Source organism: Bacillus cereus group sp. BfR-BA-01383 (assembly GCF_022663495.1).
GTDB lineage: Bacteria > Bacillota > Bacilli > Bacillales > Bacillaceae_G > Bacillus_A > Bacillus_A cereus_AU.
The window spans coordinates 1-14623 of sequence record NZ_JAKUFP010000031.1; the positions used below are offsets into that span (position 1 = coordinate 1).

Here is a 14623-nt window from a genome sequence, read left to right on the forward strand (position 1 = left end):
AGCACCCACGACCTTTTCTTCACTTCTACTATATAAAAAATAGTAGTGCGAACCAATGCCTTGGTCTGCACTACTAATCTTAGTATGTTTTAGTTATAATAGTGTAATAGAAGATTTATATGCTTACGCTACGCTGCGATACTCTTCTTCGTTTTCTTTTTTCTGATTAGGTGCTTTAATTAAAATTGAGATAATAAATGACACGACACATAATACGCCGATCACCATAAAGGTTGGTTTGAATCCACCTAGAAGTGCACCGATAAAGGAACCTGCAAGCGCTCCAAATCCAAATCCTTGATACACAATTCCGTAGTTCTTACTATGGTTTTTCATACCGAAGAAATCACCAACAATAGCTGGGAAAATAGTGATATTTCCACCAAAGCAAAATGCTACACTTGCTACACATAAGAAGTAGATACCATAATTTAAATCTACGAAACTTAGAACCAAGACTGCAGTCGCCATAACAACAAAAGTACCAGTAACGATTTTTAAACGGCCGATTTTATCTGATAACGGTCCCAGAATGATACGACCCAATGTATTGAAGATTGCAACCATAGCCACCGCATTAGCTGCTGTTGCTGCGCTAAGCCCTACAAGTTGAACACCGATGTCTTTTACCATACCAATTAAGTATAAGCCACTCATACATGATGTAAATAACATAATAAATAATAAGTATACTTGTTTTGTGCCTAACATTTCTTTTGTTGTATATTCTTTAGTTTTTGTTTCCTGAACTGCACCTTGATCAGCGGCTTGATGGATTAAACAAGCACCAATCACAATCATAGCTGTAACAATTGCACCCCAGTATATAAACGCTTGTGATACACCAACTGATTCAATCAACTGTGCATTAATGTATTTAAAGATTAAGCTACCCGAACCATATGCAGAGACAGAAATACCAGCGATTAAACCTTTACGCTCTGGAAACCACTTTATTAAATTGGATAGTGAAGTGATATATGCTGTACCATCTGCATAACCTACAACAAATCCTGCTAGTACATAAAGTAATACTAATGAGGAAGCTTGTGAACTAAGTATTAATCCTAGTCCTAATGCTAGTCCAGCTATCATAATAAGTTTACGAAGTCCCCATTTTTCTTGCAATTTACTCGCAAACAAAGTTGAAAACGCTAAAGAAAGACTAGTAATTGAGAAAGTTATAGCAACTGCGTTAAGACTCCAACCGTATTTACTAACTAAAGGCTGATTGAATAAACTCCATGTATATATCGTTCCAAGCCCCATTTGTACTATGACTGTTCCAAGGACAACAAGCCATGGATTTACATTTGATTTTTTCATATTATCCCGTCTCCTCTTTCTATTTCAATGCCATACGCTAAATTTTCTTTTTTTATGTTCATTTTGACCACCTCTTTTGATTTAACAACTTCATTGTATAGGATGTCTACGTTTGTGTAAGCACTTACAAGATAGAGCGTCAAAAATATGGAATCAGTTACATAAAACGAAGGGTGAAATACAAAAAACTGCTTATTAAATACGTAGTAGCCTTTATTATGTTTTGCATCAATACGACTTACAGCTGTTTTCGCATCTTCTTTTATAAAGGTTATGAGCCCAGTTATACCATGGTTGAATTTCAAAATTCTGATTTTCCTATACATACAAAAACAACCTATTCTTTTTTACTCTTCAGATTTTCTAACATGTTGCTCCCATGTGTCTTGATACAAGTCATTTAATAGTCTTGTAATCTGGCTTTCGTTACAATGCTTGTACTCAAAAATTCTACCATTCCTACATTTCTATTTTTATGTTTTTTGTAATTTTCCCGCATAATATTGCACTTCAATTTTTATTAAATAAAAAATATTTTTTTTATAAATAAACTAAATATTCACTAATATATCCATACGTGGTTTAATATATATAATAAAAAATATTTCTGTCTTAAATGAGGAGGTACTATGAAAGCAAACGTAGGGGATACTATACTTTTTCAACGAAATAATTTAAAGATTACAGGATCTGTACTAAAACTATATACTGAATCGGTCTTAGTTGAGATTACAAATGTAAGCGGTGGTACTTTTGAATTTGATCGAACAATTGTAAATCATAAAAACTATAAAATTTTAAATGCAAGTACATAAAACAACATAAAATAGCCCCTGCTCAACAGCAGAGGCTATTTTATATGAAAATACTTCTTTAGTTTATATATCCTAAAACACTAACAATCTTACTCGCTTTTAAATTATTAATGTGATAATAAATTTCTAAACCTCTTCTCTCCGCTCGTAACACTTTACCCTTCATTTTTGATAAATGTTGCGAAACAGTCGATTGTGGAATATTTAGTAATTCTGTTAATTGTGTTACATTACAAGTTTTCCTTGTACTTAATTCATTTACAATTTGTAATCGGATTGGATGCGCCATAATTTTTAAAATATCTACATCTTCTTCTGAAACTACACTTTTTCTCATCTCGCTCGTATATGTTGTCATAAGACATTCCCCTTTTATATGAATTCCTTTTTATTAAGAACCATTTCTAAAACTTAAAATCCCTAATCAAGACCTTTATATAAAAATAATAGGATTTCCAATTTTCAAAAATCGAACTTATTATTATTCACTTTATTTATTTGATACATATACATAATACAATTTTAATATGTGCTGTATGTGAAGTTAGTATAAATTTGTAATGAAGATTTAAGAAATCACTTGTATCCTACTACATACTGAATAATTCTTAATACAAATATTGCCTTCTGCATAAAGTGAAACTATAATCAGCGGGGGTTTTACGGGCAGTTAATGCGGGATAAAACGATCCAATAAATTTTAACATATTTTAGGCGTTTGTATATACTATTTACAAAACAATTTTGTAAAGGAGGTTTTCATATGCCTACCGCGTTACAAGAACAAGTCGAAGAAGCACGTGAGACATATGTCAGTCGTATCATTTTAGTCGGTGGATCATCTCTATTTCTAGTAGGTGGTGTTATATCGGCAATCGTAGCTTTTAAAGCCTATAACCGTTTGGCAAATACGCCACCCTCTTCCGATAATTCGTAGAAATATGGTAAAATAAAACGTCGTCTCCACTGAAGAGACGACGTTTTATTTGTCATACATACCACACAAAGTTCCTACTTTAATTTCCGAACTTACTTCACCACAAACCTCGTCTGACTACATCCATCCTTCTGCTTCGTTACTTCTAATACAGCTGGCATTGCGTTTTTCAGCTCTTGAACGTGTGAAATGACACCGATAAATCGGCCTGATTTTTGTAAGTCAATTAAGGCGTCAACCGCTTTCGTTAATGACTCCTCATCTAATGAACCGAATCCTTCATCGATAAACATCGTTTCTATGGATATACCGCCTTCATACGCTTGAATTACGTCTGCCATTCCAAGCGCTAAGCAAAGTGATGCGTTAAATTTCTCACCGCCTGATAATGTTTTCACATCACGCGTTTGGCCAGTGTATGCGTCATACACATCTAAACCTAATCCACTTTGACGATTTCTCTTTTCAACTCGTTCACTTCGTTTTAAATAAAATTGTCCATTTGATAATTTACGTAGTCTTTCATTTGCAATTTGAACAATTTGTTCTAAATACTCAATTAAGATGTAACGTTCAAATGATATACGGCTTTCGTTATCACCTTTCATGACTTCATATAAATCAACAAGTTCTTGGAATGCTTTTTCTTCTTCATGAATTTGTTCATCAATTCGTTTAATATTTTCATGTAAATCAGAAATATATGCTACAGCGTTTTGCGCACGTTGACGTTTCTCTTTAATTATATCAAGATTAATTTCTAATTCTTTTATATGTTCACCTAACGACGTAATATCCATATACTCTTTATCTTTTAATTCAGCATGTAACTCTTCGATTTGTTTTGCAAGTACTTCAAGAGATGAATAATAACTTTGAATTTCTTTTTGTAACATCTCCATCTCAACATCATTTAATTTGGCTGCTTTATACGTTATTTGATCTGTAAATCCGCTTTGTTCTAACTCTTTCATAAAGCGTGCGAAAGTCTCTTCTTTTTTCAGTTTTGCACTTTCAAATTGATTAGAAGCACTTTCATGTTCTGCTTGAATACGTATATGTTCATTTTGCCAATGTTGATATGCTTCTTGCACTTTCTTCCATTCATCTTCCATTAACCTAAGTTGTTGCATAGCTTGGTCAAACTGTACTTTCCAAACTTGTACTGTTTGTAAATTGTCTGGAATATTTTTCTGGTCATGTTCATATGACGTACGAAGTTGCATGCACTCCATTTCTGTACGGTGCTGCAATGTTTCTATTTCACGCTTTTGTTTCTGAAGTTCATCTACCTTTTCTTCTATGCTTTTTATATTCACAGCAATTTGTTTACGTCTTTCTTCGCTTTCTTTTAACGTATTCACTTCTGCTGCTAATTGCTTTCCTTTTTGAACGAGCGCACTGTATGTTTCAACTAATTGTTCTGAGTGGTACCCTCGCTTCATGACTTCTTCTATCACCTGTTCATATTGTAGTCGATAGAAATTCCATTTCTCCTCTACTTGAACATGTAATTTTTCAGCAACGTTCTTCTTTTCTCTTAAATCGTTTAACTCTTTTTCATCGATTGCACCACTTTGCTCTGTAGCTTTTTTCGGGTGATTCGTACTACCACATACTGGGCAAGATTCACCGTCATGTAAATGAAGTGCTAATATACCTGCTTGTTCACTTAACCAGCGGCGTTCCATATTTTCATATGCCATAACTGCCACTTGCATCTTATTATTTGCTGCTTCTTTTTCTTGCTCGAATTTTTGTTTTTCTTGCCAAACATCATATGCTTGCTTTAAAACTTTTGCATCTTCTCTCATATTTGTTAGTTCTTCTACTTTAGCTACGTATTGCTCAAGCGCTAATTCTAATTGCTGTAATTCACCAGACATTCTCTGTTTTTGATTTGTATGCTCTTCTAGTTCTAGATCCAGCTTTTGCATACTTTCTTTTAATTTCCCTATTTGGATTTCAGCATTTTGTAAATTCAACTTTTTCTCAGCTAATGATGCGATAATTGGTTGTAACTCTTCTAACCTTCGAACAAGTTTTTTTGCTTCTTCTCGTTCTGCTTCTTTATTCTTTACTGCTTCATATTTCTCCTGAGCAAGTTCAAAACTATTCATTATATGTTCTTTTTTTGTGTTTATCTGTTTTAACAAACTTTCAGCCTTCTGCTCATTTAGCATTGCTTCCTCATACCATTGCTCAAACGGTAATAAACGCTTCGCTTGTTCCGCGCGTTTAAAAGATGTTTCTTTCATTTCAATCGCTGCACGGTTTTCTTGTAACGTATTGTATCTCTCATTCTTTTGCTGTAAATCTGTAAATTTCTCATTTACAGATTTCGCTGCATGAAAACGTGTTTCTGCTTCTTTTAATTGCTTCATTTGAACACCTTGCTCTACTTGTAATTGCTCAACTTCCGCCGTGTACATAGTTGTTTCTTGCTCTAGCGCCTCTACTACTTGATGTGTATTCACATGCTCCTGCTCTATTAAAGTTTCTAACAGAGCCCCATCACGAACCGGTAATTTAAAAACATTACGGAAATATAGCTCTCGTTCTTTTTGTTTTTCTTGCAGAACGTCTTTCCATTGTTTTCGTTTTTGATCAAGTAACTCGCGCATTAATTTATAACGATCTGTTTTAAAAATACGACGTAAAATCTCTTCTTTGTTTTCTGTCTCAGATGTTAATAGTTTTCGGAATTCTCCTTGTGGTAACATGACAATTTGGCTGAATTGATGTTTACTTAATCCGATTAAATCTTCCACTTTTTTATTTACATCCGTAACGTGAAAACGATCAACAGCTGGAACCTTTTCTCCATCAATTACTTCATATAACTCTACTGCATGTCCTGTAATCGTCTTATTGCCTTGTTTTTTATGACCAAGTTGTCGTTTTATTTCATAGCGTTTCCCTTTTAACTGAAAAGTTAGTTCTACACTCGTATAAACATCATCATCAGCAAATTGACTTCGAAGCATGCTCGTATCACTACGTTCTTCTCCACTAGCCTCCCCATATAATACATAACAAATCGCATCAAAAATCGTTGTCTTTCCAGCTCCCGTATTTCCGGAAATGGCAAAAATACGATGTTCTCCAAGATCGTCAAAATCGATTATTTCTTTCTGTTTATATGGTCCAAATGCTGTCATAATAAGCTGAATCGGTCTCATCCTCGTTCACCTTCCCGTTCTTGCACTGTTTGTAATACTTCTATAAATAGACGTTCTTTCTCTTCTGATAAATCTAAGCCTTTCATTTCTTTATAAAAAGCTTTTAAAAGAGATAAATCATCCGTTTTATGTCTTGAAACAGTTACTTCATTTTCATCCGTGAACTCTCGTCTTTGAATAGATCTTTCAACATGCATGGCATTTGGGTATACAGAGCGTATTTTCTCCATTGGTTGCAAAACAGGATTTTCATCTAGTAATTTTACAAATACGTAATCCTCACTTACTGGATGTTGTAATAATTCATCTATTTTCGCTTCTACTGTTCGCATTTTACGACGTGGTGAAAGCAGCCTTTTTTCAATTGTTGCTTCACCCTTTTCATCCAGTTCCACAATGTAATATCCTTTTTTATGTTTTTCTTCAGAAATAGAATATGCAAGTGGCGAACCTGAATATCGAATTGTCTCATTACGTACGAAATGCGCTTGATGTAAATGCCCAAGCGCTGTGTAATGAAACTTATCAAAATAATGACTATTTACATATTCAGCACCACCAATTGAAAGTGGTCGCTCTGCATCACTTGTATTCTCCTCCGCTTCTCCTGAAGAAGTTACAAATGCGTGTCCAACAAATACATGTCTAGCCACTTTATCCATCGTTTCAGAAAGCTCATTCATAAAAATACGCATCGCATCATCATGAGAACGTACGTCTTCGTTTTTCAATATGTGTCTAACTATGCTTGGATCCGCATACGGAACGAGATGGAAGTGAACCTCTCCATATTCATCTTTTAATACAACAGGTTCATATGGAAATTGAAATTGTCCTACAATATGTAACCCCTGCTTTTTCATTAAACTGCTTCCAAAATGGATACGATCTGGACTATCATGGTTCCCAGCTACTGCAATAACTGGTGTTTGTAAATCAATAACTATTTTTTGTAAAACATCATTTAATAAGTCTACTGCTTCTGTCGGTGGAATTGCTCGGTCGTATAAATCCCCGGCAATAATTACGGCATCTGGCTTTTCTTCTTCAACAGCTTGTACAAACTGTTCTAATACAATCTTTTGATCTTCAGTCATATACACGCCATGAACAAGCTTGCCTAAATGCCAATCCGCTGTATGAAATAACTTCATATTTTTCTTCTCCTTTTAATTAACTGATTGTAGTGATACAAGTTGATAGTTTACTGTAGTTTTTCCGTTCTCCCACTCTAATTTTCGAACTACTGCACTACCAATTCTTTCTTGATTCGTTTTATATAAAGGTAATATTTCTTGAACTGTAAATAAATGATAACCATCCAAGTTTAATTGAAATAGATTTTCTTCCATATTTAATCTTACTTCTTTTTCATTTGAAATAATTTTCGTGTGCATCTCAAATTTCATGTTAGATACAACCCCTTTTTCTAATCTCTACATTATTTATAGTATAGTGGCTATGCAAGATTGACAAGTAAATACAAGGTAAAGTATATACTTTTCTATTGTCATTTGTTTTATGTTTTTAAACAAAATACGGTATGTGAAATTTTAATGTTGTACAAAAATAAAAATGTCTATATAGACACTTTTATTTTTGTATATAATCTTTCATTACATAATATAAAATCGTTATTAAAACGATTGCTACGAAAAATGAAAAGACCACCACAATATACCCATCTTTATTTAATAGAAAACATAAGGAAATAGATACTATAAAAATCGGAAATACGAGTCGAACTTTATCCTTCACTTCTTCTGTCGTATCTGTATGATGAAAATACTGAGTAATCCCTATCATTAATGATGACAAAATAATAACCGACAATAGTAAAGGTCCTGGCATTCCGATTTCTCCTTTCTCTATTTCTAATTACATGCAAACATTCAGTATAATTTAAATTTTGAAGTTATTTTGTACATTTTACACATATATAATAGCGCTTTTATCATCATAACTTCAACTAATTACACTTACATTAATATTGTATTATTCATCTTCAACCTTCAAAATCCTGCAAAGATAACTCGTCAAAATATGCGGTGGATCAAGTGAAACTTTAATCCGTCCGATTTGGTCCATCTCCCCTGATTTTTAGCCAACATCAATCCAGCTTTTACGAACAGTTATCTCTCACAAATAACGAGATAAATTAACACTTACCGCCAACTTTAGACAAAATTTATAAAGGACATTTCAATATGTATCAAGAATTAAGAATAAGAAGATATATAAAGGAGGATGAATCATGACTGAAAACGTTTTATTTTCTGTTAGTGAAAACGGTGTTGCATCAATTACTTTAAACCGCCCAAAAGCACTTAACTCTTTATCCTATGATATGTTACAGCCAATTGGACAAAAACTTAAAGAGTGGGAGCACGATGAGCGTATTGCGGTTATCGTATTAAAGGGAGCTGGCACAAAAGGATTTTGCGCAGGTGGTGACATTAAAACTCTTTACGAAGCACGTTCAAGCGAAGTTGCACTGCAGCATGCTGAGCGATTTTTTGAAGAAGAGTATGAAATTGATACTTACATTTATCAATATAAAAAACCGATTATCGCTTGTTTAGATGGTATTGTAATGGGCGGTGGTGTCGGACTTACAAATGGTGCTACATACAGAATTGTGACAGAAAAAACAAAATGGGCAATGCCTGAGATGAACATCGGCTTCTTCCCGGACGTCGGCGCTGCATATTTCTTAAATAAAGCACCTGAATATACAGGTCGTTACGTTGCTTTAACAGCATCTATTTTAAAAGCTTCTGACGTATTGTTTATAAACGCTGCTGACTACTTTATGTCATCAGATACATTACCAAATTTCCTTACTGAACTTGAAAGTGTAAATTGGCATAAAGAAGATGATGTACATACCAATTTGAAAGAAGTCATTCGTACATTTGCAACTGCTCCAAACTTAGAAAGCGAGCTTGTTCCTTCATTAGAAGTAATCAATTCACATTTTGCATTCGATACAATTGAAGGAATCATCCACTCATTGGAGAAAGATCAAAGTTCATTTGCACTAAAAACGAAAGAAACGCTATTATCAAAATCACCTGTTTCACTAAAAGTAACATTAAAACAGTTTATTGATGGACAAGATAAGTCCGTTGAAGAATGTTTCGCTACAGACCTTATACTAGCTAAAAATTTTATGAGACATGAAGATTTCTTCGAAGGAGTACGCTCCGTTGTCGTTGATAAAGATCAAAATCCGAATTATAAATATAAACAGTTAAGTGATGTTTCAGAAGAAGACGTAAATCGTTTCTTTAACTTACTTAATGCATAACAAAAAGGCTATATAGTAGTGTATGCAACACTACTATATAGCCTTTTTTATTTAATATTTTTAAATAAAATTTAATTTAATTAAACCAAAATGTGTGCTACACTAATTTTAATCGAATTTTCTAAAAATACAAAGGAGGACAATTTATGATAGAAAATTATCTTCTTTTCATCATTATGTCAATTTGTCTTATCATTTTACCTGGCCCAGATACAGCAATGGCTACGAAAAACACATTGGTTGCTGGTAAGATTGGTGGAGTAAAAACAGTGTTCGGTACATGTGTTGCACTATTAATTCATACTTTAGCTGCTGTAATTGGTCTTTCCGCACTTATTGTAAAGTCAGCTCTTTTATTTTCTATTTTCAAGTATGTTGGGGCTATTTATTTAATCTATATAGGTATTAAAGCCCTTTTAGCAGTAAGAAACAAAGAAGAAGTAAATACAAATGATGTATCTATGAATAACGATAATGAACATACTTCTTGCTTCCGTCAAGGATTTCTTACGAATTTATTAAATCCAAAGGTCGCAGTCTTCTTTTTAACTTTCTTACCACAGTTTTTAAACCCAAATCATAATACATTTATTCAACTTCTAGTAATGGGTCTTACTTATCTCATTTTAACAGTCATTTGGTTTGCTTTTTATATATTTTTAATTGATAAAATTAGTGCTTTTATGAAGAAACCGAAGACACAGCGTTATATTCAAGGACTAACAGGGATTGTCTTAATTGGATTCGGTATTAAATTAGCATTTGAAAAAAATAATTAATACACAATAAAAAAGCCACCCTTTTGAGTGGCTTTTTTATGTAACAATTTACATACTTTTTTTAAAACCAGCGCTCAGTTACAACCTTTTTGCGTGTATAGAATTGAACACCATCCGTACCATTTGTACCTAAATCACCAAAGAATGAAGCTTTATTTCCTGCAAATGCGAAGAATGCCATTGGTGCTGGAACGTTTACGTTTACACCAATCATACCAGCATCGATGTTATCGCGGAATGTTTGTGCATGCTTACCATTTGAAGTATAAATAACAGCACCATTTGCAAATTTAGATTGATTTGTCAGTTTGATACCTTCTTCTAAATCTTTAACTCTTACAACACTTAATACTGGAGCGAAAATTTCATCCTGCCAAATTTTCATCTCTTGATTTACGTCATCAAAAATTGTTGCACCAACAAAGTACCCTTCTCCAACTTCTTCATTAATTTTGCGGCCATCTACTAATAAAGTTGCTCCGTCAGCTACACCGCTATTAATATAGCCTAAAACGCGCTCTTTATGAGATTCACGGATTAGTGGTCCAACATAATTATCTTCGTTGAAACCATCACCTACTTTTAACTTCTTCGTTTCTGCTACTAATACATCAATGAATTCATCAGCAATTTCATCAACTACTGCTACTACTGAACATGCCATGCAGCGTTCTCCACTACTTGCAAATGCAGATCCAATAACACCTTGTACAGTTTTTTCAAGGTTACAATCTGGCATTACAATCGCATGGTTTTTCGCACCAGCTAATGCTTGTACACGTTTTCCATGTTTCGTACCTGTTTCATATACGTAACGAGCTACTGGCTCAGAGCCAACGAACGAAACAGCTTGAATATCTTTACTTTCTAAAATACTATTTACAACATCTTTTCCGCCTTGTACTAAATTTAATACCCCTTTTGGAAAACCAGCTTCATAGAATAACTCTACAAGTCTTTCAGCCAAAAGTGGCGTTCTTTCAGATGTTTTTAATACGAATGTATTACCACAAGCAATTGCAAGTGGGAACATCCATAATGGAATCATCATCGGGAAATTAAATGGTGTAATACCAGCAACAACACCGATTGGATAGCGCCAAATCGATCCATCAATTCCGCTAGCAATATTCGGAAGAGCTTGTCCCATCATTAAATTTGGTGCTGATGTTGCAAGTTCGACTGCTTCAATACCACGCTGCACTTCACCAGTTGCATCCGTTAGCGTTTTACCGTTTTCTAGCGTAATGATTTTTGCAAGTTCATCTTTATTTTCTTGTAACAGTTGTAAATATTTGTATAGCTGTCTTGAGCGATTTGGAACTGGCACTTTGGACCATGTTTTGTATGCCTCTTTTGCCGCTTCGACAGCTTTTTCAACATCTTCTTTCGGAGATAGTGGAACGTAAGCGATAATTTTTCCCGTCGCTGGATTCGGTACTGCTTCTACTTCCGTACCAGTAGATTCTACCCACTCGCCATTAATATGATTTTTTACTCGTTTAATTTCAGTTGTAATCATTATATTCTCTCCTTTTTTATAATTTATATAAGTCTACTACTTTTGATTAGAAATTAATTGCTCGCTAACTTTCTTATATAAAGCAGCCATATCGTTTTCACCATATCCTGCCTCACTCGCTTCTTCATATACGTTTAATAGCATTTCGCTTACTGGTAAGTGAAGTTCACTTTCCTTAGCTAAATCAACCGCAAACCCTAAATCTTTCTTTAATAAATTTACAGTAAAGCCCGGATCATAGTTTTCTGATGCAATGAAACTTTTATAATTACGCTCATAAATTCTACTTTGACCGTAACTTACATTTAAAATATCAAACATTTTATCTAAATCCATATTGTTCTTTTTCGCTAATGTTAAAGCTTCACTCACACCAGCAGTATAAAAACCAATTAATAGATTGTTAATTAATTTAACAGTTGTGCCACTATCGATTTGCTCACTAACATGGAAAATATTCGCTCCTAACACTTCCATGATAGATTCAGTTTTATCATATACCTCTTTTGATCCACCAACCATAAACGTTAATGTACGGTTTTCTGCTCCAATTACACCACCACTAACAGGCGCCGCTAAAAAGTCTACTTTCTTTTCCTTCGCCGACTCCTCTAATTGTTTATTTAATTGTGGAGATACTGTACTTGTATCAATTAAAGCTACATTCGAGTGGCTATTTGCAAATAATCCTTCTTCCCAAAAATATACCGCTTCAACGGCACGAGGTGAAGGTAAACTTGTAAAAATCACATCACATGTATCTGCTAGTTTTGAGATTGATAGGCCGATAATTCCTCCTTCTTTTTCCAAGGAAGCTTCAGCCTCTTTATTCAAGTCCACTCCGTATACTGTGTAACCTGATTTAACTAAATTTTTAGACATCGGAAGACCCATGTTACCTAAGCCGATAAAACCAATCTTTTTCATATCGCTTTCCTCCTAATTACACAATATATTTCCCACGATTTATAATAGCTTTCGCAATTTCTCTCTTTTTCGTAAATACGTTCGTGTATAAAGGCACTAATAATTGACGGATTTCAGCTAAAATAATGTGTCTATCTTGTTCTTCTATGACAGCCGCTGAAAGTATAGAAATCGCCGCTTCTTCTACTTTACGATAACCTTCTTCACAAATAACATCCGTTATCATTTGTTTCGTACGCTCTTTTTCTTCACCATTTTTACTAATTGCTTTACTCGTACGTAAAAATGCTGATTCCATGACGTACACGTCCGTCAACATATTTGATAATACACGTGAATATTCTTGCTCTTGATCAATTTTTAATCCTGGAGTTTTAGAGAGCGTTTTCAAAGATTGTTTCAACAATTGTTTCGCTAATAAAATGTAACGATGGTTTCTTTCGACGTTTTCCAAATCACTTTCTACTTCATGATCTTCAATTTGCTCCATTTGTTTCATTAACATTTTGGCAACTGTTAATCTATTAATTTCATTTGTTCCTTCAAAAATACGACTAATTCGAGCGTCACGATATAAACGTTCTACTTCGTATTCTTGCATATAACCGTAACCACCATGAATTTGTACAGCTTCATCTACGATATGACCAAGTGTTTCAGAAGCATTTACTTTATTTAGTGCACATTCAATTGCGAATTGGGACATTTTTTTCATAAGATCTTCATCGCTCTCATGAATCGCTTCATCAATTACACCTGCTGTACGATACGCTGCACTTTCTGCTCCATATGTAGCAATGATCATATTTGCAATTTTCTCTTGAATCATCGTAAAGTCTACTAATTCCGTTTGGAACTGTTTTCGTTCTTTTCCGTATTGAACTGACAATCCAATTGCTTGCTTTGCTGTTCCAATATTTCCAAAGGCAAGTTTTAGTCTAGCAAAGTTAAGAATATTAAGAGCTACGTGATGCCCTTTCCCAACTTCCCCTAAAACATTTTCAACAGGGATGACAACATCTTCTAAAATAAGGGTCGCTGTTGAAGAACCTTTAATGCCCATTTTCTTTTCTTCTACTCCAATGGATACACCTTCACATGTTCTTTCGACAATAAACGCTGTCATTCCTTTATTTGTCTTCGCAAAAACAACGTATACATCTGCCATATGAGCATTTGTAATCCACTGCTTTTCGCCATTTAACTTCCAAGCTGTACCCTCTTCATTCAATACTGCGCTCGTTTTTGCACTTAATGCATCCGAACCAGCATTTGGCTCAGTTAAAGCATACGCCCCAATCCATTCTCCCGATGCGATTTTTGGTAAATATTTTTCTTTCTGTTCTTTCGTTCCGTAATATATGTAAGGCAATGTACCTACACCAGCGTGTATATTAAATGAAACGCTAAATGCACCAGCGTATCCCATTTTTTCTGCTACTAGTCCTGAAACTGCCTTTCCTAACTCGAACCCGCCGTATTCTTCTGGGACTTCGATACTTAATAGTCCAAGTTCTCCAGCTTTTTCAAATAATTGACGAGAAATTTTATAGTTATGTTTTTCAATGTTTTCCATTTGTGGAACAATTTCTTGTTTAACAAATTGTTCAGTTGTTTTTGCGATTAACTCCTCATCACCTGAAAAATCTTCTGGTGTAAAGTAAGTATGATTTACATCTTTATTGAGTGAAAAAAATTCATCCCATGGTAACTTCGTTTTCTCCATATGTATCCCCCTATCATTCGGCTTTCATAGCTTTTTTGCTTTTGCTCGTCTACGATGAGTGGAATATCTTTTTTTGAAAATAGAAGGCGATGATTTTTC

14 protein-coding genes are annotated in these 14623 nt (G+C 34.2%); 4 read left to right on the top strand and 10 right to left on the bottom strand.

Annotation, left to right across the window (positions count from 1 at the left end):
- Positions 1–123: 123 nt before the first annotated feature.
- Positions 124–1326, bottom strand: coding sequence for an L-lactate MFS transporter (locus MR065_RS21465; RefSeq protein WP_098266731.1), 1203 nt, complete (start codon positions 1324–1326; stop codon positions 124–126).
- Complete coding sequence (locus MR065_RS21470) at positions 1323–1652, bottom strand: hypothetical protein (protein WP_242215042.1); 330 nt, start codon at positions 1650–1652, stop codon at positions 1323–1325. The genes MR065_RS21465 and MR065_RS21470 overlap by 4 nt, the downstream gene beginning before the upstream one ends.
- A gap of 303 nt (positions 1653–1955) precedes the next feature.
- Here MR065_RS21470 and MR065_RS21475 point away from each other — a divergent pair, with 303 nt between their 5' ends.
- The gene (locus tag MR065_RS21475) at positions 1956–2141 is read left to right on the top strand and encodes a YkvS family protein (protein ID WP_000646790.1); all 186 of its coding nucleotides are present in this window, start codon (positions 1956–1958) and stop codon (positions 2139–2141) included.
- Positions 2142–2199: 58 nt separating this feature from the next.
- Here MR065_RS21475 and MR065_RS21480 read toward each other — a convergent pair whose 3' ends face one another.
- On the bottom strand, positions 2200–2499 hold the full coding sequence (locus tag MR065_RS21480; RefSeq protein ID WP_097905346.1) for an ArsR/SmtB family transcription factor: 300 nt from the start codon (positions 2497–2499) through the stop codon (positions 2200–2202).
- A 405-nt stretch (positions 2500–2904) separates the two neighbouring features.
- Between MR065_RS21480 and MR065_RS21485 the strand changes: the two genes are divergently transcribed.
- The gene (locus tag MR065_RS21485) at positions 2905–3078 is read left to right on the top strand and encodes a hypothetical protein (RefSeq protein ID WP_242215003.1); all 174 of its coding nucleotides are present in this window, start codon (positions 2905–2907) and stop codon (positions 3076–3078) included.
- A 92-nt stretch (positions 3079–3170) separates the two neighbouring features.
- Here MR065_RS21485 and MR065_RS21490 read toward each other — a convergent pair whose 3' ends face one another.
- The 4 genes from MR065_RS21490 to MR065_RS21505 all read right to left on the bottom strand — a co-directional run bounded on the left by MR065_RS21490 (position 3171) and on the right by MR065_RS21505 (position 8111).
- The gene (locus MR065_RS21490; protein WP_242215004.1) at positions 3171–6260 is read right to left on the bottom strand and encodes an AAA family ATPase; all 3090 of its coding nucleotides are present in this window, start codon (positions 6258–6260) and stop codon (positions 3171–3173) included.
- Positions 6257–7414 carry an exonuclease SbcCD subunit D gene (locus MR065_RS21495; protein WP_242215005.1) on the bottom strand — a complete coding sequence of 386 codons (1158 nt, stop codon included), beginning with the start codon at positions 7412–7414 and terminating at the stop codon, positions 6257–6259. Before MR065_RS21495 ends, MR065_RS21490 begins: the two co-directional genes overlap by 4 nt.
- A gap of 15 nt (positions 7415–7429) precedes the next feature.
- On the bottom strand, positions 7430–7669 hold the full coding sequence (locus MR065_RS21500; protein WP_242215006.1) for a DUF2584 family protein: 240 nt from the start codon (positions 7667–7669) through the stop codon (positions 7430–7432).
- A 184-nt stretch (positions 7670–7853) separates the two neighbouring features.
- Positions 7854–8111, bottom strand: coding sequence for a hypothetical protein (locus tag MR065_RS21505; protein ID WP_001119410.1), 258 nt, complete (start codon positions 8109–8111; stop codon positions 7854–7856).
- Positions 8112–8514: 403 nt separating this feature from the next.
- Here MR065_RS21505 and MR065_RS21510 point away from each other — a divergent pair, with 403 nt between their 5' ends.
- Positions 8515–9570: an enoyl-CoA hydratase/isomerase family protein gene (locus MR065_RS21510; RefSeq protein WP_242215007.1), complete on the top strand. Its 1056-nt coding sequence runs from the start codon at positions 8515–8517 to the stop codon at positions 9568–9570.
- A 146-nt stretch (positions 9571–9716) separates the two neighbouring features.
- A complete protein-coding gene (locus tag MR065_RS21515; RefSeq protein WP_242215008.1) occupies positions 9717–10349 on the top strand; it encodes a LysE family translocator in 633 nt (210 codons plus the stop codon).
- 61 nt (positions 10350–10410) lie between these two features.
- Here the strand turns inward: MR065_RS21515 and MR065_RS21520 are convergent, their stop codons facing one another.
- Genes MR065_RS21520 through MR065_RS21530 form a run of 3 tightly spaced genes read right to left on the bottom strand, consistent with a single transcriptional unit; the run spans position 10411 to position 14524 of the window.
- Positions 10411–11871, bottom strand: a complete 1461-nt coding sequence (locus tag MR065_RS21520) for a CoA-acylating methylmalonate-semialdehyde dehydrogenase (protein ID WP_088230322.1) — start codon at positions 11869–11871, stop codon at positions 10411–10413.
- Between the two features lie 36 nt (positions 11872–11907).
- Positions 11908–12798 (bottom strand): NAD(P)-dependent oxidoreductase, encoded by an 891-nt coding sequence (locus MR065_RS21525; protein WP_242215009.1) that lies wholly within the window; start codon positions 12796–12798, stop codon positions 11908–11910.
- A 16-nt stretch (positions 12799–12814) separates the two neighbouring features.
- Positions 12815–14524 carry an acyl-CoA dehydrogenase family protein gene (locus tag MR065_RS21530; protein ID WP_242215010.1) on the bottom strand — a complete coding sequence of 570 codons (1710 nt, stop codon included), beginning with the start codon at positions 14522–14524 and terminating at the stop codon, positions 12815–12817.
- Positions 14525–14623: the final 99 nt, after the last annotated feature.

What these genes read in the sequence shown, in the direction of transcription:
- MR065_RS21500 (WP_242215006.1), bottom strand. Translation starts at nt 7,669, where the DNA reads ATGAAATTTGAGATGCACACGAAAATTATTTCAAATGAAAAAGAAGTA.
- MR065_RS21520 (WP_088230322.1), bottom strand. Translation starts at nt 11,871, where the DNA reads ATGATTACAACTGAAATTAAACGAGTAAAAAATCATATTAATGGCGAG.
- MR065_RS21465 (WP_098266731.1), bottom strand. Translation starts at nt 1,326, where the DNA reads ATGAAAAAATCAAATGTAAATCCATGGCTTGTTGTCCTTGGAACAGTC.
- MR065_RS21510 (WP_242215007.1), top strand. Translation starts at nt 8,515, where the DNA reads ATGACTGAAAACGTTTTATTTTCTGTTAGTGAAAACGGTGTTGCATCA.
- MR065_RS21485 (WP_242215003.1), top strand. Translation starts at nt 2,905, where the DNA reads ATGCCTACCGCGTTACAAGAACAAGTCGAAGAAGCACGTGAGACATAT.
- MR065_RS21490 (WP_242215004.1), bottom strand. Translation starts at nt 6,260, where the DNA reads ATGAGACCGATTCAGCTTATTATGACAGCATTTGGACCATATAAACAG.
- MR065_RS21480 (WP_097905346.1), bottom strand. Translation starts at nt 2,499, where the DNA reads ATGACAACATATACGAGCGAGATGAGAAAAAGTGTAGTTTCAGAAGAA.
- MR065_RS21505 (WP_001119410.1), bottom strand. Translation starts at nt 8,111, where the DNA reads ATGCCAGGACCTTTACTATTGTCGGTTATTATTTTGTCATCATTAATG.
- MR065_RS21525 (WP_242215009.1), bottom strand. Translation starts at nt 12,798, where the DNA reads ATGAAAAAGATTGGTTTTATCGGCTTAGGTAACATGGGTCTTCCGATG.
- MR065_RS21530 (WP_242215010.1), bottom strand. Translation starts at nt 14,524, where the DNA reads ATGGAGAAAACGAAGTTACCATGGGATGAATTTTTTTCACTCAATAAA.
- MR065_RS21475 (WP_000646790.1), top strand. Translation starts at nt 1,956, where the DNA reads ATGAAAGCAAACGTAGGGGATACTATACTTTTTCAACGAAATAATTTA.
- MR065_RS21495 (WP_242215005.1), bottom strand. Translation starts at nt 7,414, where the DNA reads ATGAAGTTATTTCATACAGCGGATTGGCATTTAGGCAAGCTTGTTCAT.
- MR065_RS21515 (WP_242215008.1), top strand. Translation starts at nt 9,717, where the DNA reads ATGATAGAAAATTATCTTCTTTTCATCATTATGTCAATTTGTCTTATC.
- MR065_RS21470 (WP_242215042.1), bottom strand. Translation starts at nt 1,652, where the DNA reads ATGTATAGGAAAATCAGAATTTTGAAATTCAACCATGGTATAACTGGG.